General features: G+C 59.5%; 16 protein-coding genes and 1 tRNA gene. All 17 read right to left on the bottom strand.

The features are described 5' to 3' along the window. Positions 1 to 737 precede the first annotated feature (737 nt). On the bottom strand, positions 738 to 1,652 hold the full coding sequence (locus Q0O40_RS10280; protein ID WP_295529318.1) for a zincin-like metallopeptidase domain-containing protein: 915 nt from the start codon (positions 1,650 to 1,652) through the stop codon (positions 738 to 740). A gap of 239 nt (positions 1,653 to 1,891) precedes the next feature. Next, entirely contained in the window at positions 1,892 to 2,815 is a 924-nt protein-coding gene (locus Q0O40_RS10275; RefSeq protein ID WP_295529316.1) for a Kiwa anti-phage protein KwaB-like domain-containing protein, read from the bottom strand. 8 nt (positions 2,816 to 2,823) lie between these two features. Then, entirely contained in the window at positions 2,824 to 3,402 is a 579-nt protein-coding gene (locus tag Q0O40_RS10270) for a hypothetical protein (protein ID WP_295529314.1), read from the bottom strand. A gap of 11 nt (positions 3,403 to 3,413) precedes the next feature. Continuing rightward, on the bottom strand, positions 3,414 to 5,951 hold the full coding sequence (locus Q0O40_RS10265; protein ID WP_295529313.1) for a DEAD/DEAH box helicase family protein: 2,538 nt from the start codon (positions 5,949 to 5,951) through the stop codon (positions 3,414 to 3,416). Continuing rightward, a complete protein-coding gene (locus Q0O40_RS10260; RefSeq protein ID WP_367183742.1) occupies positions 5,944 to 6,921 on the bottom strand; it encodes an Eco57I restriction-modification methylase domain-containing protein in 978 nt (325 codons plus the stop codon). The genes Q0O40_RS10265 and Q0O40_RS10260 overlap by 8 nt, the downstream gene beginning before the upstream one ends. A gap of 636 nt (positions 6,922 to 7,557) precedes the next feature. Beyond that, positions 7,558 to 8,208 (bottom strand): N-6 DNA methylase, encoded by a 651-nt coding sequence (locus Q0O40_RS10250; protein ID WP_295529307.1) that lies wholly within the window; start codon positions 8,206 to 8,208, stop codon positions 7,558 to 7,560. Positions 8,209 to 8,214: 6 nt separating this feature from the next. Further along, positions 8,215 to 8,544 carry a HigA family addiction module antitoxin gene (locus Q0O40_RS10245; RefSeq protein WP_295529305.1) on the bottom strand — a complete coding sequence of 110 codons (330 nt, stop codon included), beginning with the start codon at positions 8,542 to 8,544 and terminating at the stop codon, positions 8,215 to 8,217. A gap of 9 nt (positions 8,545 to 8,553) precedes the next feature. Then, entirely contained in the window at positions 8,554 to 8,844 is a 291-nt protein-coding gene (locus tag Q0O40_RS10240) for a type II toxin-antitoxin system RelE/ParE family toxin (protein WP_295529303.1), read from the bottom strand. Between the two features lie 50 nt (positions 8,845 to 8,894). Continuing rightward, on the bottom strand, positions 8,895 to 11,660 hold the full coding sequence (gene mobF / locus Q0O40_RS10235) for a MobF family relaxase (RefSeq protein WP_295529301.1): 2,766 nt from the start codon (positions 11,658 to 11,660) through the stop codon (positions 8,895 to 8,897). Further along, entirely contained in the window at positions 11,660 to 13,495 is a 1,836-nt protein-coding gene (locus tag Q0O40_RS10230; RefSeq protein ID WP_295529299.1) for a type IV secretion system DNA-binding domain-containing protein, read from the bottom strand. Before Q0O40_RS10230 ends, mobF begins: the two co-directional genes overlap by 1 nt. Beyond that, entirely contained in the window at positions 13,492 to 13,863 is a 372-nt protein-coding gene (locus Q0O40_RS10225; RefSeq protein WP_295529297.1) for a hypothetical protein, read from the bottom strand. Before Q0O40_RS10225 ends, Q0O40_RS10230 begins: the two co-directional genes overlap by 4 nt. Before the next feature lie 207 nt (positions 13,864 to 14,070). Next, positions 14,071 to 14,676 carry a hypothetical protein gene (locus Q0O40_RS10220; protein ID WP_295529295.1) on the bottom strand — a complete coding sequence of 202 codons (606 nt, stop codon included), beginning with the start codon at positions 14,674 to 14,676 and terminating at the stop codon, positions 14,071 to 14,073. 109 nt (positions 14,677 to 14,785) lie between these two features. Continuing rightward, a complete protein-coding gene (locus Q0O40_RS10215; RefSeq protein ID WP_295529293.1) occupies positions 14,786 to 14,959 on the bottom strand; it encodes a helix-turn-helix domain-containing protein in 174 nt (57 codons plus the stop codon). A 173-nt stretch (positions 14,960 to 15,132) separates the two neighbouring features. Further along, on the bottom strand, positions 15,133 to 16,032 hold the full coding sequence (locus tag Q0O40_RS10210) for a hypothetical protein (protein WP_295529291.1): 900 nt from the start codon (positions 16,030 to 16,032) through the stop codon (positions 15,133 to 15,135). Continuing rightward, the gene (locus Q0O40_RS10205; RefSeq protein ID WP_295529290.1) at positions 16,029 to 17,276 is read right to left on the bottom strand and encodes a site-specific integrase; all 1,248 of its coding nucleotides are present in this window, start codon (positions 17,274 to 17,276) and stop codon (positions 16,029 to 16,031) included. Before Q0O40_RS10205 ends, Q0O40_RS10210 begins: the two co-directional genes overlap by 4 nt. Positions 17,277 to 17,387: 111 nt before the next feature. After that, a tRNA-Met gene (locus tag Q0O40_RS10200) sits at positions 17,388 to 17,464 on the bottom strand. Between the two features lie 76 nt (positions 17,465 to 17,540). After that, a partial coding sequence (locus tag Q0O40_RS10195; RefSeq protein WP_367183741.1) for a 2'-5' RNA ligase family protein occupies positions 17,541 to 17,809 on the bottom strand: 269 nt, incomplete at its 5' end.

The following is a 17,809-nucleotide window of genomic DNA, read 5'->3' as shown; positions in this document are numbered from 1 at the left end:
CGCCGCTGACTTCAAAAAGCAAGAGGCTGCTTCGCTCCGCATAGCCGGAGGCTACGCTACGCAGCCCCTTGCTTCACCCGCGCTCTCGCGCAACAACGATCCCGAGGCTCTAGTCGCAACTGGATGACGGTTGGGGGTCACGTCACTGACTACCTTAATCTAGCCCAATCGGCAAATCCAGCCCACACAGCGTCCACGCCACTCGCAAGCTTCAAAGATAGCTCAGCCCAACGTCTCCACGCTGTAGCCACGGCCAAAACCCTGATTTTCAGCCAACGGCAAACAGTCGTGCAAAACGACCATTCGCAACCGGCAAAAACACCTTCCCACACCGCGTCCGCGCAGGCCAACACCGTGCGATAAACCGTGCAAATGGATTTAGCCCCTCAAGCGAGGGCTAACCAACTACGATCATTGTGGAAAATGGTAGGGAGGAGGGACTCGAATTATAATACTGAAATAATTGATTTTATTTTTGAATTTCGGCCCTGCCGTCCACCGAGGCCCCCAAAAAAGCCCTGAAAAAACTGGCCTGAAAAATGACTCGAACCGACGCCTTTTGACGTTCGCCGATGTGTTTTGACGTCCAATTTCACGTCTGCCATGATCCGGCACAGGGGTCAAATGGTGGGGGTCGGACTTGCGGGGCGACCGGAGGGAGCAGCCCGCGTATCAGGGCGGTGGGCGGGACAATTGAAGTGGCCGCCCCTTCCGGGGCGGCCTCAATCATTGGCGGGCTATGCCGCCTCTTTAATTGCTTCGGGAGTCGCCAGTTGATGCAGGAAGGCAACAGCGCGTTCGGCATGGGCTGCGGCATGAACGATGGCGCGGGAGTCGTTTTGCAGCACCTTGATCCAACTGGCGATGTAGCTGGCATGATCGGGGCGCGGCTCAATCGCTAATCCAAGGTCGGCGGCAAGGAAAGCTGCCCCCAATTCGGCAACCAATTCCTCGCGGGCGTATCCTTCATCGCCCCATTTCTCGCGGCCAAGGCTGCGGCCAAGGCGGCTCTCGTGGCGAGTCCAATGCACGGTTTCATGGCCCCTCGTGGCGTAATACCCGTGTGCATCGTGGAAAGCCGCGAAGGGCGGAAGCTGGATGCGGTCGGCTGACGGCATATAGTAGGCCTTGTCTCCCCCATGGTTCACGGTCGCGGGGATGGCGGCAAAGAACGCTTCGGCGGCTGCGATGCGCTCCGCCTCCGGCGCGGGTTCCGGGATGTCGTGGTAACGCTCGGGCAAGTCGTCGATCTGCGCCACGTTGAATACGCTGTAGGTTTTCAGGAACCGGAAACCCTGCTCCCTATCCTCGCCGCTGGCGTCGTCATGCACGGTTTTGCTGCTGTCGCCATAATAGACAATGGTTGCACCGCTCTCGCCCTTGCGCACCTGCGCGCCCATTGCTTGGGCCTGCCGGTAGGTCATCCATGACGGGCTGTCAAAGCCGGACGCCTGCGCCTCAATCCACAATAAAAGAACATTGATCCCGCGATAGGGCTGGCCGGTGGCGCGCAATGGTCGGACTTGCCCCGATGCGGCCATGTCGCCGCCGCTCCACGGCTTTGCCCAAGGGCGGGTGCCCTGTTCAAGCTCGGCAAGAATGCGGTCGGTGATGCGGTTATGGGGGTCTTGCTTGGTGGTCTGTTTCGTCATGGTGTTTGCTCCCTTCCAATCCGCGCAGCGGGTCATGCCGCGCATGACCCCTGCCGACCCGGCGAGGGGCGGAGAGAGTGGGGGCAAGGTCCGGTGCCGGGGGTGGTGCGGGCGCAGCGCAGCGAGCCACGGCCCCAAAGCGGCACCTTGCTGGGAGAGAGAGGCAGCGCCTCTTTCTCCCGTCAAGTAGGGAAATGTCGCGCCGCTAGCGGCGCTCGTTATAGGAAGGGCGGCCTACCCTACTGCACAGCTACAGCGTCGGGCACGTCGTATATGGCCTCTGAGAACGCGGAGGACAGCCTGTGGTCCAAGAGTGCGGTCATAATATCGGCGCATGTCTCTGGCGTGGGCACAATTTTTCCGTTTGCATCGAAAATGATATTCAAACGGAGTTGCAGGAAGCGTTGCCGCAGCCGCAGCATAAAATCATTATCGCGGTAGTGGCCTTTCAGTTCGATTGCGCACGCTCTACGAAGCTGGATTTTGTTCGTGCCTATGTGGGCTATAAGCGGTGCCATATCGGTAAAAATGGCGTTGAAAGCTGGCTCGGCCTGTAGCGCGATGAACTGATTTGCATGCGCCTGTCGATAGCTGAGAACGGATTCAAAATGCCCTTTGTCCAGCATGTAGATCGCGCCATCGAAGATGAAAAAATCAACATATGTCGATAATGAAAATGCAGGTGCAGGCTCAAGCGTCAACGTTTCATCACGAAAGAGAGCATCAATTGCTTTCGCTCTCTTTTTGGTGTGCCATGATGAATCCGCTTTTCGAACAGCATAGAGCGTGACCCCAGCACTAACCAATTTAATTACATAGAAGTCTGTGTTTTGAATATGACGAAGAGTAGTTGCTCGCCGCTGCGGCAAGGGATCGGCTGTGGCGGCAAATATCCTATCAGCGTAGGTCTCATTCGCACCAATTGATAGCGCGCTCGCCTCGTTGTTTTGAGCCAACAGGCCGTAGGGATTGACCTCTTCGATTGCGGCGCGTCGTTGCTGCACCGCCACTTTGACAGCCGCTTCCAAAGCGGGGTCCGTGGCAACCCAGTGCCCCGAAAAGGTTGGTGTGGCTCCTCCCGCCCCACCGGACTTTTTGAACGCCCACACGGTCATCGCCGCGCCTGCAATATCGAATGCTGCAAAGTCGGCGGGTATGGGCATTTAGTTCCTCACGGCTTAATGATCTGAATGGCTTGCACCAAAGACTGCTTAAATGGACCAGTGGTCAAATGTCCATGTGCAAGAGCTTTACCGGAATGCTTGGCATCGCTTCCGGGGAATTTGTATTCAACCTCATACATCCTCCACGACAGCGCGATGAGAACGGGATTGAGGATAATTTGCCCGGAACGATGACTGATCCAAAAAATCCAAAGCAAAAACACCACAAACCCTACAAATTTCCCGGTATCTGAGTATTCTATGCTCATAAAGGAAACAATGTAAGGAAGGGTGTATTTCATAAAATCAGTCGGTATATATTTAGCGGAAACCACTTCAATGTCTTGCGCTGGACGTATGATTGTTAATGAAAAAATCGTAACAATTAGGCAGAAAAGCGTCAAGGCAACCATACTAATGGAAAATATTGGCGCGCCCAGAGGGATTTCGCACTCTCCCTGTAGCAATGGCCAGCATAGTTGCCGACCGAGCATGGGATACTGAAAATTTTGCGCGAATAGGATAAGGCTCAAAGGGAAATATGATCCCAAAAATACTATCGCAGCCGTGCCTATCCTGAACTCCATAGCAACCTCCCTCAGCCTTCTTTCGCTACGACCGTATCGTAAAGGCCGTAAAGGGTAAGCCCCTTGTGGCTTTCGATGCCGGTATAGCGCAGCGAGGCGTCTTCGTAGCGGCGGAAGGCGAAAACGGCTTGGTTCATCCGCTCGGTGTTGAACAGCTTCAAGCGCACGAGCAGGTGAAAATCAGCCACAGTCAAACCGGTTACAGTCAGGAACAGGTCGGGTTCCAGCTTGGTGATTACGTCCTGTAGAGTATTTTCCCTGAAGTCGGTCAGATACATGAACGCCGGAATGCGAGTTGCAAACTTGATCAGCTTTTCCTGAACCTGCTTCCGCTTGGACTTGTATTCCTTCTCCTCCTCAGTAAGCTCCTTTTTCTCTTTCTCGGTGAGCTTTCCGTCTTTCGCCTTCGCCTTTAGGGCTTTGACCTTCTCGTTCTTGTTGATGATGGTTTCGATGATGTTGTCGCCAAGCGCGCGCCATCCTTCGATGCGCTCCACCGCCGCCATGGCTTCGGGGTTGTCGAGCACGCGGCGCAAGGTGTCGTTGTCCACGTTGACCAGCAGCGCGGATTCCCATTTGCGAGCCAGCAACGTGCCAGACGTGCCAGCCATCGCGATGTCGAGAATGCCACCCGCGTCGATCTGCGTCATGTTCGCGCCGTCGTAGGCCAGCACAGGCAGGAACGAGACAAGCTCCCGCACGGCATTTTCAGGGTTCGCCTCACCGGGCGAAAGCCCGATGCCGTAGTCGGACAACTGCCGCAGTGCCCGCGTCGGCGCAAAGTCGAACACGAAACAAACCGGCTTCAGAATTTCTTCTTCGTTCGGGTTGTCGCCGTTGGGATTCTTGATCGACCATGGCGATTGCACCCGGAAAGCGGCCTGAAAATAGGTTTCCGGCGATTTCAGGTTCCGCAGCATCAGGATGGACGACCACTGCGGAATGGTCACGCCCGTGGTCAGCTTGCCGCAAGACAGCGTGATGGTCTTCGTCTCAAATCCGTTGCCGATGGCGCGCCGCACTGGCGGCACGGCTTCAAGCCCGATGCCTGCCGCTGCGCCCGCTGCCAGAATGGTCGTATAGCCATGCCAGAATGTGTTGTGCTTTTCGGCCAGCAGGTTCGCCATGGCGTGGCAGGCCGCGACATTGGGCAGGAACCAGAATGAATGCTGGAGATAGGGCAGCAGGCGAGCGTCCGAATAAGGGAACGGCGGGCGGCTTCCTGATTTCAGGCTATCCACTGCCTGCGGGGCATAGGAACCCCGGATAATCTCAAGCCATTTCTGCACATCAGTCTTGTGCTTGAATGTGGCCAGAATGCCGGTGCCGTTGGCCGCGAAAAATTCGTTCAGGTCAAATTCGTCAAACTCCCCGGCGCTGGCGATAGCCAGCAGCTCGTCGGGCATCTGATATGTCAGCAGGCGCATTTGCGGCAACGCGCCATAGGGATTGCGCTGGCCGGGGTCGGCGGCGGCAAATTCGGCCTTGGCGCGCTGCTCGTCGGTGTAGGTCCAATTGAAGATTTGCTCTTCGATAAATTCGCCGGTCGCCAAGGCTTTAAATGGGGTGCCCGACAGATAGAGGTAGGCCCGCGTGGTGATCGGCAGGAAAATGGCTTCGTTGGCAGAAATATCGCCAAGGTCGGAATTTACCCCGTCCAGCCCGGCGTCATATTCCAACTTGGTTTCGCGGGTTGCGTCGTCCTCGCCCTCGAACAGTTCCTTGGCTGTGTCGCGCCAAGCGCCGAAATGGTATTCGTCGAAAACCACAAGATCCCAGTTGATGGTGTGCAGCCATTCGTTGCGGGCCTTGATCGCGCCCGTGGCCTTGTCACGCCCGAGCAAATCCTGAAACGATCCGAAAAAGACCACCGGCTTGTCGGCTTCGATCTGGCTGGGGTCACGTTCCGATTTGCGGGAGAGATATTGCCAGCCATCGAAATCGACGTGGCTTTCAAGGTCGGTTTGCCAGGCATCTTCCACAGCGGGCTTGAACGTAACGACAAGCACGCGCTTGGCCGCCAGTTTCTTGGCAAGCTGGTAGCTGGTGAAGGTTTTGCCGAACCGCATCTTGGCATTCCACAGGAAGCGCGGGACGGCACTGGCATCCTCATTCCAGATGGACCGGAAATAGGCGGCGGTCTTGTCCACGGCATCCGCCTGTTCCGGGCGGGGCGGGAACGACTGGTCGCGCGTGCCGGAAATCTGCTGGCCGGTGCGCAGTTCGGTCAGCACGGTGCGCACGTCCGCCACCGTGCATTGCACCCATTCCAGCATCGGGTTGGCAAAACCCTTTTTAACGAGTGCCGCGCGAACGGCATGATCAGTGATCGTGCCGCCGTCGTCCCGCGCGCCGGATTCGTCCAGTTCGATGCGGACGGGGATGGCTGCGGTTTTTACCTGCTCGGCAATCCGCTGCTTCACGTCGCGCGTCGTCTGGCCGACTTTGAGCAATCCCTCATGGGTCTTGGAGTCAATCGAATAGGCGTAGATGCGCGGGTTCGCTTCGGGCTTGGGTGCGAGGATTTCCTCGATGCTGGGCTTATTCACCGTCAGCTTCCAGTGGGCGAACGACCTTTTCGATAAAAGCTATCTCGTCGTCGGTGAGGGCATACTTCTCGTAGAGTTCGGCATCGGTCCAGCGCTTCGTCCACTGTTGCGTGGGCACAAAGGTATAGACCTTGCGCGTTGTGTCCTGCGAAGGTTTGTGAAGCAAGATCAGGAGCCGCGTTAGACGGCATGACAGGTATGAAAAGGCGCTTTCGGCTTCGGCTTTGGTGTCGAAGGGGCCAATGCAGAGGTAGGTTTCCGATGAAATGGAGTCCGGTTCGCCAAGAAACGGGGTGCTAATGATGCGGTGCGGGTAGGTGTCCCGGTTCCCGGTTCCCGGCGCAGCACGGCCCGTAAATATCTTCCACTTGTCGACATATTGCCTGCCAGCCGTGAAGGAATCACGACCGACATATCCGGTTCCGCCGTTTTGATAAATCAGCAAGTCGTCAGCGGCGGCCTTAGTTGGCTTGCCCTTGAAGGTAGTCTCCAGCCCGAACGGCTTTCTCGAACTGACCAGCCGATCAAAGCGCTGATTGTCGGGCAACATGAGGGATTGTGTTTGGCCGGTTTCGACCGCTACCACCTTCTTGAGAATCGACAGTCCCTGATTGAAACGGATGAACACGTCCACACCGCCTTCAAGTAGCTCGCGACTAGCTGTGGAAGGCTCTTCACCATTGAAGTGGGTGGTCACAGAGCATAGCCCGCGATTGTCGCGGTCCCATAAGAATACGCAGATTCCGCCTTTCAGGCCGACGCCCGGAAACACGTCCGATGCACTGAGATAATCGTCAATCGACCTCAAGCGATCATCAGTCAGCATCGACTCGCGAAAATCGTCCAGACCTTTTCCGCCCGCGAACCATCGGGCGGGAATGACCATCGACAGGAAGCGCGGCTCCAATGCTTTCGCCTGCGTAACGAAATGCTGGTAAATTGGGGGCGGCGCTCGTTCCGAAGCCGTCATCCGCAAGCTGATACGGCGGATTGCCGATGATAACGTCAAATTGCATGTCGGCTCCGAATAGCTCGCTCATGCGAGCCTTGATGTCGTTGGTGTGGATGAACGCATAGGCATGGGTTTCCAGCCCTTCGCCGCGATCAAATGCCTGTTGGGCGGCTCCGCAATATTTGCATCGGCCATCCTTCCATGTGTGGTCGATCCGCTCGAACCAGATATTCCCGCTGTCGGTGGCGAAGCTATGTGCCACGGAATGTTCGCCGTCGGCGTGTTTCGAGCAGTAAAGGCTCCGCCGGGCGAGTAGGCTGGTCAAGGTAGTGATCCCAATCCCGAAAACTTGCCGGGTTAGGATGTGGTCAACACGCATTTGCAGGTCGGAAATCTCAGTCTCAAGCCCCGCGATCAGTCGCGTGGTTATCTCGCGCAGAAACACGCCGGACTTAGTGAACGGGTCAAGGAAGCTGACCGTGCTATCCGCCCAGATATTCGCGCCGCCGTTGCTCGTCGCCCATGCCTCGGCGAGCCTGTCCAACATCCGGTTGGCAAATTCGGGCGGGGTGAAAACCTCGTCGTTCGACAGATTGGCAATGCAGGTCAGCACATCAGGATTGCGCCCGCGCAGGGCAAAGCTGGCCTGTTCGATCATGCTGCTGCCCCCAAGTCATCAAATGCCGCCGCCAGATCGGATACGCTCATCGGTGGATAGCTTTTCGCCGGGGTGAAAATCTCATGCTTGCCAAGCCCTGCGAACAGCGAACCTTCCGCGCTAAAACTGGCCATGCCGGTCAGCACATCAAGCCGGAAATCGCGACGCTGGAACTTGCCCTTGCCCAGATAGCCCCACTCCACAACGGTGATCGGATTGCCGTCAACGCCGCGCATCGTCATCGCGTCCCCGTGCACAAGGTTGAGCGAAAGCACGTGGCTAGCCGCGCGATAAAGGTCATCGCCTTCATCAAGCCCGAGATAATCCGCGAAAATGTCCAGCATGTTGGCCCGGCACTCCGCGATATTATCCTCCAGCAGTTCCACCCCGTAGGCGCACATCAAGCCATAGAGCGCATAATGCCGTTTCTCGAAGTCAGATTTGCCGAATTTCAATTCCACTGCGGCCAATTTGCGTTGCAGGATCGGCACAAGGAAATTGCCGCTGCCGCAAGCCGGTTCAAGAAAGCGCGCATCAATCCGCTCCGCTTCCCCTTTTACAAGGTCAAGCATCTGCTCGACCAACCAAGGCGGCGTGAACACTTCCCCATGATCGGCAACGCGCTTTTTTGATTTGATAAGGTTCATATTCGATCAGGCCGCTGCCTGCGGTTCAATTGGTTTGCCCTTGAACGGCATGACCTTGATTTCATTTTCGCGCTTGCGGGCCTGCGCGATGTCGTAGCTGTTCTGCATCCGCATGAGCGTGTCCATCGCCACGCCGAATGCCTTTTCGACACGCAAGGCCATTTCGGGGGACAGGCTCTGGCGCTCATTGAGCAAGGTCGAGAGCGTGGCGCGCGTTACGCCCAGCACGTCCGCCGCTGCCGTGACCGACAAGCCAAGCGGCTCGATGATGTCATACTTGATGAAGCTGCCGGGATGGGCCGGGTTCCTCAAGCGGATGCCTGCAATCGCACTCATGGCCACCTCCTAGTGGTAATCCTCATAGTCGAGGTCGATGATTTCGATCTCGTCGCGGTCGATCCGAAACGTCATCCGCCAGTTTTTCGTGACGAACAGACTCCACGTCCCCTTGCGGTCGCCGGTCAGCAAATGGGCCTTCCAGCTCGGCACGGTGCGCAATTCGTCTTCGCGCTCCATATCTTGGAGAAACGATACTATGCGCCGGACCTTGGCGACAACGGCTGGTTGAAGGCCGCTTTCATCGTCAATTTCAATGAATCGCCGCAATCCCTTGTGGATCACGTTTCTGATCTTCATGGTGAATACTACCCCGAAAGTTCGTGTGGCGTCAAGTTACGCCATACGATTTATCCCAACCCTGCCGATATGGCTTTCCCTGCGGCTGGTGTCGGCATGGCAGCGTGCGCGATGGCGGTTTGCACCTGCCCGGCCCGTTCGCTGATAGCGGATACCAGCTTCGCCCGGTCATTGGTGAATACGGTCACCGATTCCTTCGCGCGGGAAATCCCAACATAGAATGACTTCTGATCGACAAGGTTGGTAGCTTTGCTGTCGGCATGGATCATCACATGATCTGCGGTGCGGCCTTGGGCGGCAAAGGCTGTTTCGACATAGGCATGGGCAATGTGCTGGTCGCGGGTTGCATCAAGGTTCAATGTCTGGGTCTGGCCGCGCGGGTTACGAACCTCCGCCGTGCGGGCCTGCGCATCAATCGCGGTCACTTCGCCGCGCGCGCCGTTGATCCGCCCCGCCTCACGGTCGTTGCGGGTGAACCGGATGTTGTCGCCGGTTTTGAGTTCGAGTGTTTGCGGCGCGAACGTCTGGCTGTTGCCAGCGCCCCATTGCCTGAGCCGCCAATCCACTTCGCGCCCGTCCTCCGATTTGAGCGCAACGGCTGCTTTGGCAGGGTCTACGCTTTCCACGCGGTAGGCTTCCCCGCGCACAACGCCCTTGTCGGCATAATCGCGGGTGAAGCGGACAACATCGCCCCTGTCGTAACTCATCGGATCGCGCGCTTCGGCGCGGGTCAGCCCCTTGTTGGCAAGGCTCTGCATGGTGACGGCGGGACCGGTCAGTGCGCCGGATTTGGCAAGCGCAGCCCGAATGTCAGCGGTCAGCGCGTCACGTCCTTCGCGTGACGGCTCAATAACAAGGGTGCGGGCGCGGCTGGCTTTGTCCAGCTTGGCATACTGCTCGGCGATAGCCGCGAACCGCTCAGCGCGGTCGGCATTCTCGACAATTCTGCCGCCGCCACGATCGAGTGCGGCGAGCGCCTTTCGGGCATCGCCTTCGATGGATGCCAACACAGCGTCCTTGGTTGCCGTGTTGGTCTGCCGCACGATCTCGCCCAGCTTGGCGGTTTCCATGCCCGCGCCCTGTAACTGCGCGAAGGCCGCGCCAGCCTCGACCGATCCAAGTTGCTTCACGTCGCCCACGAGGATGACGCGGGCGTTCTGCTTCTCGGCCAGGTCGAACAGTCTAGCCGTATCGCGCGCCGATAACAGCGATGCCTCGTCCACGATCCACGCGGCGGGCTGGCCCTGACTTGGCCGCTCCGGCGATAGCAAGTGCCGGGCAACGGTATCGCTGCGCGCGCCCAAGGCTTCGCCCAGCACCATCGCCGCCGATGCCGTGGGCGCAAGCGCAACTACGCGCACGCCACGCGCCTCCGCCTCGCGGGCAAAGGTCGCCAGAACGGTGGTGGTCTTGGCGGTGCCAGCATAGCCTTGCAACGCGGTGATGCGGTTGCGGCTGGTCAATTGCTGCTCGGTGGCGGCGCGCTGGTCGGCATTCCACCCAAAGCCCGCGCGCGCTCCCTGCGCCGATGCGCAGGCGACGGCCTTGGCGGCGGCAAGCGGTGTGGTGATAGGGGACAAGGTGCCACGTCCCTCCGCCTCGATCCGCAGCATCTTGGCTTCGGCTTCAACATTCTGACGGGTGGTGAACCCGGCAAACTCAGCGCCGCGCCGGTCGATATGGGTGCGGTCGATCAATTCGCCCTGCTTGGTAGCCGCCGCGATGGCCTTCCCGATTTGCGCATAGCTGACCTTGCCCAGCCCGACGCGCCCGGCTTCCTCGTGTAGCGCCGCAGCGGAAAATACCGATTGCCGCTCGCCCAGCTTGTCGGCGGCATGGACGACGGCGCGGCTTGCCGCGCTATCGCCCTGCAATTCGATGGTGGCGCGGTGGTCGTTGCTGGCCGCTACGCCCTCAGCCTCCCGGACCATTGCCAGCCTCGCCTCTGGCCCGAACCCGGCTGCGGTGGCGGTATCGCGCCACTCCGCCACAAGCGCCGCAGGATCGGCGGCAACCTTGGCCTGCCGGGTATCGAGCGCAGCAACCTGCTTTTCGGCGGCACTGGCATCGTCGCGTGATGTGCCGCGCTCGCCAAGTGCAGCCTCGATCTCGGCGCTGCGGGTGCTGAATGCCGACAACACCTCGGGCGAAACGCCCTTGATCTCGAACATGGAGCCTTTGCCCACCTCGATCTCATAGCCCAGCTCGCGCACCTTCAACGCCAGTTCCTGACGGTAGATCGCACCAATCTGCTTTTGCAATTGGTAGATCGCGCGCGGTTCAAGGCTGCACCATGTGCCGTCCTCGCCCTTGGTCGCGTTCAGGATGACATTGTGGGTGTGAAGCTGCGGGTCGTGCGCCCGGCTGGTCCCGTGCTGAAAACTGGCGACGACAAGATTGCCGGTGGCTGTGCGGTTGACCGCGCCGCCGTCCCGCAAGCGGGTTGCGGCCATATGCTCCTCGACATGGGCAAGGGCCGTTTTCACGGCTGCCCCATGCGCTGCGATCAAGCGCCGGTCGCCCGCCACCTCGGCCATGATCGATACGGACTTTGGCGCGCTCAAGGTCACGTCCCAGCCGGGGCGGTGTTCCAGCTTGCCGTCGCGCGTGGTTCCTAACTGCTGGTCGGCAACTTTGCCATTCAGCAGCTCGCGGAACTGGTCGCGATCAACATCGCCGGACAGGCCCAGCGCCTCCGCGCCCTTGCCCTGCCATTCGGATGGAGACTGGCCGCCATCGGCATAATATTCGCCAGCGGACTCATAATAGCTGGCGGCCTGAACCGAACTGGTCAGCGCGGAAACCGAAGCAACCATCAGACTGGTCCCTTGCTGGAGGGCGCTGGCTTTGGCTGCGGCACAGCCTTTGGCGCGGTCGCCTCTGGCTGCTTCCAGTGGGTGGCCTTAACATCGCCGGGGACATAGCCGGGCTGGCGGGCACCCCCGCGCCGCGCGACGTGATTGGCGGTCAGCCTTATCCGCGCCACCGGCAAGCCGTCCGGGAACAGCAAGTAGCCTTCGAATTTGGGCAAGCGCAGTTCGCTTTCCAGAATGGCCGGGCGCATCTTGCGGATTTTGCCCAGCGTGGTTCGGGGCTTCTCGTCGCCGTCTGCCAGCGCGTCGGTCATGGTCTGAATCTCGACCTCGCATTCGCCGATGGTCTGGCTGGCCCAGACACGGGTTTCGCTATCGATGGTTTGCAGGAACAGCTTGGTGTTGCAGCAGCCCAGCATAGCTTCGGCGATTTTCGGGCCGTAGCGATGCTGCATCTGGCCCAGCGCCTGAAAGGTCAGCACCACGGCGGCACCGAACTTGCGCCCTTCGGGCAGGAGCCGCGCCAGATTATCGACGCGGGGTAAGTCGGCCAGTTCGTCCAGCACGAACCAGATACGCCGATCTGGCGACGGGGGAAGGCCAAGCACGGCGCTGGCCGCGCATTCCAGCCAGCAAGCGAGCAAGGGCTTCGACGCCTCGAAATAGTCCTCTTTCCGGGGCACGAATATCCACGGTTTCGCGCCCTTGAGCTTGTCCAGCCCATGGATGAAATCCCGAAATGCGAAGGGCGTGCCGCCGCTGCCGTCAACCCGCAAAAACTGGATCAGGTCAGCGGCCTTGGCGAGCATGAACAGCACGCTGCCGGTCGCCCGGTCGGCATCATCGGCAAAGGTCCGCGCCGATGAACTACCTGCCAGCCACGTTTTCAGGTCATCCTTGGTCCGGTCCTGCAAGGCGTGCAGCAAAGCGGGCAAGGTCGCGTTGCCTTCGCGCCAAAGCGCCCGGATCATGTTGGCGACAAGGATGCGGCTGGTGTCGAGCCACACGTCGCTGTCATGTTGCCCCGTCTCGGTAATGAGCTGGCGGGCAATGCGGTCGGCGTCGGCGGGGTGAGCTATTTCGGCGAAGGGCGACCAATAAGCGCAGCGGGCATCGAACGGGTTCAAGATCACGTCGCCGCGTTCGGGCCGGTAGTAATGCGCGACGAACTCGCCGCTGGTGTCATAGACCAAGGCGGCTTCGCCCCGCGCTTCGATCCCGTCGAGCATCTGGCGCAAGGCGGTGGTCTTGCCGCTGCCGGTCGTGCCGATCATCGCCATGTGCCGGGTTTCCAGCCTGCCGGGAATAGGAACGGTGCCAACACGCAAGGCATTGGGCTGCGCCTCGGTGCTGGTCAACTTCGCCAGTCCTGCCTCGCTCGTCACCAGCGTTCCGGCGATAACGCGGTCACGCAACGCGCGTTCACGCCGCCGGGCGATGGCTCCGCGCAACAGGATCAGGCTCGCCAGCCATCCGCCAAAGCCCAGCGAGCATCCCCAAATCCCATAGGCAAAGACGGCGTGCGCCGCATTGCCATAATAGGGATGCGCGGCAACTGCGCGGGCCGGAACGGCATAGGTTTGTCCGTCCTGGCTGATCGTTATGGCCGGATCGACCACCGTGCCTTCGGCGAACCACAGTTTTACCTTGGCGGCGGCGTATGTGCCCGCTGCCTGCATCGCCTGCTGGTCCAACGCCACATAGGGCGTTGCGACTGCGCCCATAGCGATGGATGCCAGCATGATACCGGCCTGCCGCCGGAAGCGCGCGGCCTGATTGTTGCGGTTGTGGCGGCGCAAGGCGTCAGCATGGGCGCGCCGGTCATGGGACTGGTTCATTCCCGGCCCTCCTGCGCGCGCCGCCGCTGGCGGTCATAGGCCGCGTTGATCTCGGCGGTGACGGCCTCATCGGTCGTGCGAGCGTCCAGCGCCGCATGGCGGGCGTAACAATAGGCAGCGCAAGCGGTAAACAATGCGCGGTCCAGCATCCGCTCAACATCGACCATGCGGGTGCTGACCGACGCCAGTTCGGTGACGATCTCGCGGTTGTCGGTGTCGCGCATGGGCGGGTTTGCCTGCGCCGCGATCCCCGCTTTGACGCTGCGCTGGAGCATCGCATAGACGCTGATGCCCTGCCGTTCGGCCAGTGCGTTTAGCACTTTGTCGAGCGCAACGGGCAGGCGGACGGTGTGCTGAACGGGCTTCATGCCACCGCCTCCCCGAGAGTGCGCAGCGCACTCTCGAAAAACGGCGCAATCGCGTGCCTTTTTGCGGCGGCAATGTTCGCGCACTCTCGGCGCACTCGCATAAACTGGCGGAAAAGCGCCATGCACCCGTGCGTGAGGTGTGTATCTGAATTGCTGGCTCGATGCGTAGCATCGCAGCCCCACAACATTGCCTTTTGACGGTTCGGTTCAAGCATGACCCAGCCCCTTCCGGCATACGGCGCAAAGCGCGGGAACGGGTTCGCCAGATGCAGTTTTGACCGTGGCAACGGGCAGATTTGTCGAAGCATCTGCCGGCCGGTCGCCGCCAGCCAAAGCCGCGATCAGGGCCTTGGCTTTCCGGTCAGCCCTGCACCTGTCGAAATGCTCCGGGACCGGTGGCAGTGCGGTTAGATCGTGATCTTCGACCCACGTTCGAATGACGGCCTCAATCGCCTGCTGCATCTTTTCGTGCAGTGCCTGCGCCTCGAACGGATCAAGATGGGCAGTAACGCCGGGTGACAAGATCAGGCCGCCAAGCGGAACCCAGTCCCGCCCAGCTTCCTGCCAAGGCCCGTCGATCCTGCACCGGGATGTGTCACCCTGATAGGATGCAAGCGGTGGCCGCTCGGCCCCGTGCCACGGGACAAGCGCAGTGCGGTATGTGTCACCGTCCTCGCCCTCGGCGAGCAGCTTGTTGATGAGCGGCGCGGCGTAGCAGGCGGTCCGATATTCAGCGGTGAAGCGCAGATTGACCTTGCGGCCAATCCAGATGAAATCGGCGAGCCGATCCAAGGCGCGGTGGACAATGGACATGGTGCATCCTTTCGTGAAATCACGATTTTGGTGGTTGTGATGGTGAGGAAATCACAGGCGCTGGCTGGCCCAACTGCCTATCAGGCTGGGGATGTGGTGCGCCTGTGGTTCAGATGTCGGCTCGGGATTGTGCCAAGCGTTTAATGGATTCGGTCGTCAGCAGGGTTCGCCTGCCGATCTTGATCGCATCAAGCCTGCCGGATTTGAGCAAGCTGTAAACCGACGAACGCCCGACGCCGAGCGCCTTGGCAGTGTCATTGATCGAGATTGCCAGTAGTTCCATGTGCGTCTCCTTGGATGCCGAATCGCGGCGAGAGACATGCCAAGTTGCACAGGGGTGCCGGTGCGTCGTCCAGCAATGGAGAAGCCGCAGAAATCTGCCCTTGATTGCTGGAAACAGAAATACGCTGCGCGTTTCAAAAATGCCGGGATGGGTCCGAAAAACGAAAGTGCCTGTCAGCCGCCTTGGACGGGTGGCAAGTTTTTCAGGTGATCGACAATTTTCTCTGCATATGGTGACAATTGATCCCCGCGCGGCACGTCGCCAGATGCATCGGCGTTGACCTCAAACCATTCGGCAAGCCGTTCTTTGATCGTGCGCACTGATGCCACCCGGTCGTTCAAGTCCAGCGCACCTAATCTTGGGTCGCCGATCAGGGCGATAATCGCCTCGGCATAACGGTATTTGCTGTTTCTGCCCGGCCCGCCTTTGCGCTTCGGTTTGGCCGTAGAGAGCATCTTCTCCACGTCGTCGCGGTGCAGGATAATATCACCGGGCAGCGAGTGGCCTGTGCGAAAGCGCATGACCAAGGCCCGGTCGGCGCTGTGTTCGGAGAACAGGAAATAACGCAGCCTGCCGAAAAACTGCCTGCGGTTCAGAAACATCCGCCGCTTGCCAAAGCGGGATATATAGTAGGCTTGAGGACCGGACGCCTTCTGGAGATAACCCAAAAACTCATCAAATTGCCCGTCCGGTGAATATGGCAAAGGCAACGGTGCATCCGGGGTCTTCAAGCCATATTGATAGAGCTGCCGCCAGAGGTGCGGTGCCGCCGTTGCGGCAAGGGTGGCCAAAGTCAGAAAAGCAAAAAGGTCTGCCGATTTGGACGGCGCTGAAAGCAACATGGCGAACAGAAATATGACAAACAGGAAACCGAAGGCCATGCTTATGATGAACGCCGCATTGTAGTATCGCGCGAATATCGGTTTTGCCTGATTGATGATCGCGGCATTGGACTTCAAGCCCTCGTCCAGATCATCCGACGTGAACTGCGCCAAAGCCTTCCAAAGCGGCACATTCTCTGAAACATCCCCGTCTGCAAAGACTTTCCATCCTCCTCCGGGGTTGCTCGTCATCTGTTTCCACCTTCTCGCAATTCGTCCAGATAATCACTCCACCATTGCGCCATTGCAACACGTTCCGCCCAATAGGCCGACTGATTATAGATACGCCGAATTTCGCCGGAAACCATATGGGCCAATGCGCGCTCAATGGCGTCCGGATTCCATTTGCCGGATTCGTTCAGCAGCGACGATGCGGACGTGCGGAAACCGTGCGCGGTCATCTGTTCCTTGGTATAGCCCATCCGACGCAAGGCGGCTGTGACCGTGTTTTCAGACATGGGCCGTGTGCACGTCCTGACTGACGGGAACACGTATTTTCCTTTCCCCGTCAGCCCCTGCATGGTTTGCAGGATTGCCAGCGCCTGCCGCGACAACGGAACTGCATGAGGCTGACGCATTTTCATTTTGGCAGGCGGCAACGTCCAAACCGCCTTATCAAAATTGATTTCGGCCCATTCCATATGCCGCAACTCGCCGGGGCGCTGGAACACATGGGGCGTCAATTTGAGCGCGTGCATAACCGCCGGGTCGCCGGAATAGTCCTCTATGGCCCGCAAGAGCGCGCCGAACTCCGTTGGCTGGGTGATGGCGGCAAAGTGCTTCACCTTCGGCTGGATCAGCGCACCCAAGAGCATCTGGGCAGGATCGCGCTCCGCTCTTGCCGTGGCCGCGCCATAGCGAAATACCCGGCTGGCAAATGAGCGCATCCGCTTCGCCGTCTCAAACTTCCCCCGTCGTTCCTGATGCTTCAATTCATGCAACAGCTCGGCGGGGTTGATTTCCGCCACGGGCCTGCGCACGAACTCGGCGCTGAACAATTTCAGCACCCATTGATACTTCTCAAGCGTTCGCGGCGACACGCCCTCGGTTTGGCGCTTTTCGATCAGCTCTCCCGCGACTTTGGCAAAGCTGTTCTCCGCGCGAAGGCTGGCTTCGATGCGCGCCTGCCGCTTGGCATAGTTGGGATCGATGGCATGGGCGACCTGCCTGCGCGCGGCGTCGCGCGCTGCGCGCGCTTCGGAGAGCGTGAATTGCGGGTATGGCCCTATCGCCAGTTTCCGCTCTACGCCGTTCATGCGGTATTTCAGCCGCCACAGCTTGCTGCCCTTCGGATTGACCAGAAGATACAGCCCAAGCGAATCCGAGACTTTATAGGCCTTTGCCTTGGGTTTGGCGTTACGAACTGCGGTGTCTGTCAGCACGATGGGGGCCTCCGTTTTGTGGGGGCCTTGCAAGGCCCCCAGATTCGGCCCCATCGACTGCAATTATGGGCAATCAGAGGCAGTCGCCGACAACCAGCGAATGCCCTTAAACTAGCGGAAATCAGGGGTTTTTCAACCGTTCGCGGGTGTCGGCAAACAGGAAATTGGTAGCGGAGGAGGGACTCGAACCCCCGACACGCGGATTATGATTCCGCTGCTCTAACCAGCTGAGCTACTCCGCCCCAAGGGGGCAATGCCCCGCGACGAAATCTGTGAGGCAGAGGGCCCATTAGGCGGCGGGTGCGGCGCGGTCAAGCCTCAGCGGCGGCTCTTTGTATTGCCCCTGAAGCTCCAGCGCCCGGCTGGTTCCCATGGGCCGCCGAGATAGCGGTGCAACGCAAGCCCGGCGAAGCAGAAGTTTTCGGGCCGGAAACCAAGTGCAAGTTCGGCCTGAAGCGCATGGGCTTCGGCACGCTCCACCTTGTTTTGCACAGTGACATGGAGGCGCAGGCGCGGCGTGTCCTGCTGGGTGAGCATGCCGTGAAAATGCTCGGCAATCCGGTCGCGCAGATCCAGCAGTTCGGCGC

Origin of the sequence: Novosphingobium sp. Chol11 (assembly GCF_945870625.1) — a bacterium.
Lineage (GTDB): Bacteria > Pseudomonadota > Alphaproteobacteria > Sphingomonadales > Sphingomonadaceae > Novosphingobium.
Note: the sequence above shows the minus strand (reverse complement) of the source record. Positions and strands in the feature narration are given on the sequence as shown.

What these genes read in the sequence shown, in the direction of transcription:
- Q0O40_RS10270 (WP_295529314.1), bottom strand. Translation starts at nt 3,402, where the DNA reads ATGGAGTTCAGGATAGGCACGGCTGCGATAGTATTTTTGGGATCATAT.
- Q0O40_RS10280 (WP_295529318.1), bottom strand. Translation starts at nt 1,652, where the DNA reads ATGACGAAACAGACCACCAAGCAAGACCCCCATAACCGCATCACCGAC.
- Q0O40_RS10220 (WP_295529295.1), bottom strand. Translation starts at nt 14,676, where the DNA reads ATGTCCATTGTCCACCGCGCCTTGGATCGGCTCGCCGATTTCATCTGG.
- Q0O40_RS10205 (WP_295529290.1), bottom strand. Translation starts at nt 17,276, where the DNA reads ATGGGGCCGAATCTGGGGGCCTTGCAAGGCCCCCACAAAACGGAGGCC.
- mobF (WP_295529301.1), bottom strand. Translation starts at nt 11,660, where the DNA reads ATGGTTGCTTCGGTTTCCGCGCTGACCAGTTCGGTTCAGGCCGCCAGC.
- Q0O40_RS10225 (WP_295529297.1), bottom strand. Translation starts at nt 13,863, where the DNA reads ATGAAGCCCGTTCAGCACACCGTCCGCCTGCCCGTTGCGCTCGACAAA.
- Q0O40_RS10260 (WP_367183742.1), bottom strand. Translation starts at nt 6,921, where the DNA reads ATGACGGCTTCGGAACGAGCGCCGCCCCCAATTTACCAGCATTTCGTT.
- Q0O40_RS10230 (WP_295529299.1), bottom strand. Translation starts at nt 13,495, where the DNA reads ATGAACCAGTCCCATGACCGGCGCGCCCATGCTGACGCCTTGCGCCGC.
- Q0O40_RS10240 (WP_295529303.1), bottom strand. Translation starts at nt 8,844, where the DNA reads ATGAAGATCAGAAACGTGATCCACAAGGGATTGCGGCGATTCATTGAA.
- Q0O40_RS10215 (WP_295529293.1), bottom strand. Translation starts at nt 14,959, where the DNA reads ATGGAACTACTGGCAATCTCGATCAATGACACTGCCAAGGCGCTCGGC.
- Q0O40_RS10210 (WP_295529291.1), bottom strand. Translation starts at nt 16,032, where the DNA reads ATGACGAGCAACCCCGGAGGAGGATGGAAAGTCTTTGCAGACGGGGAT.
- Q0O40_RS10250 (WP_295529307.1), bottom strand. Translation starts at nt 8,208, where the DNA reads ATGAACCTTATCAAATCAAAAAAGCGCGTTGCCGATCATGGGGAAGTG.
- Q0O40_RS10245 (WP_295529305.1), bottom strand. Translation starts at nt 8,544, where the DNA reads ATGAGTGCGATTGCAGGCATCCGCTTGAGGAACCCGGCCCATCCCGGC.
- Q0O40_RS10275 (WP_295529316.1), bottom strand. Translation starts at nt 2,815, where the DNA reads ATGCCCATACCCGCCGACTTTGCAGCATTCGATATTGCAGGCGCGGCG.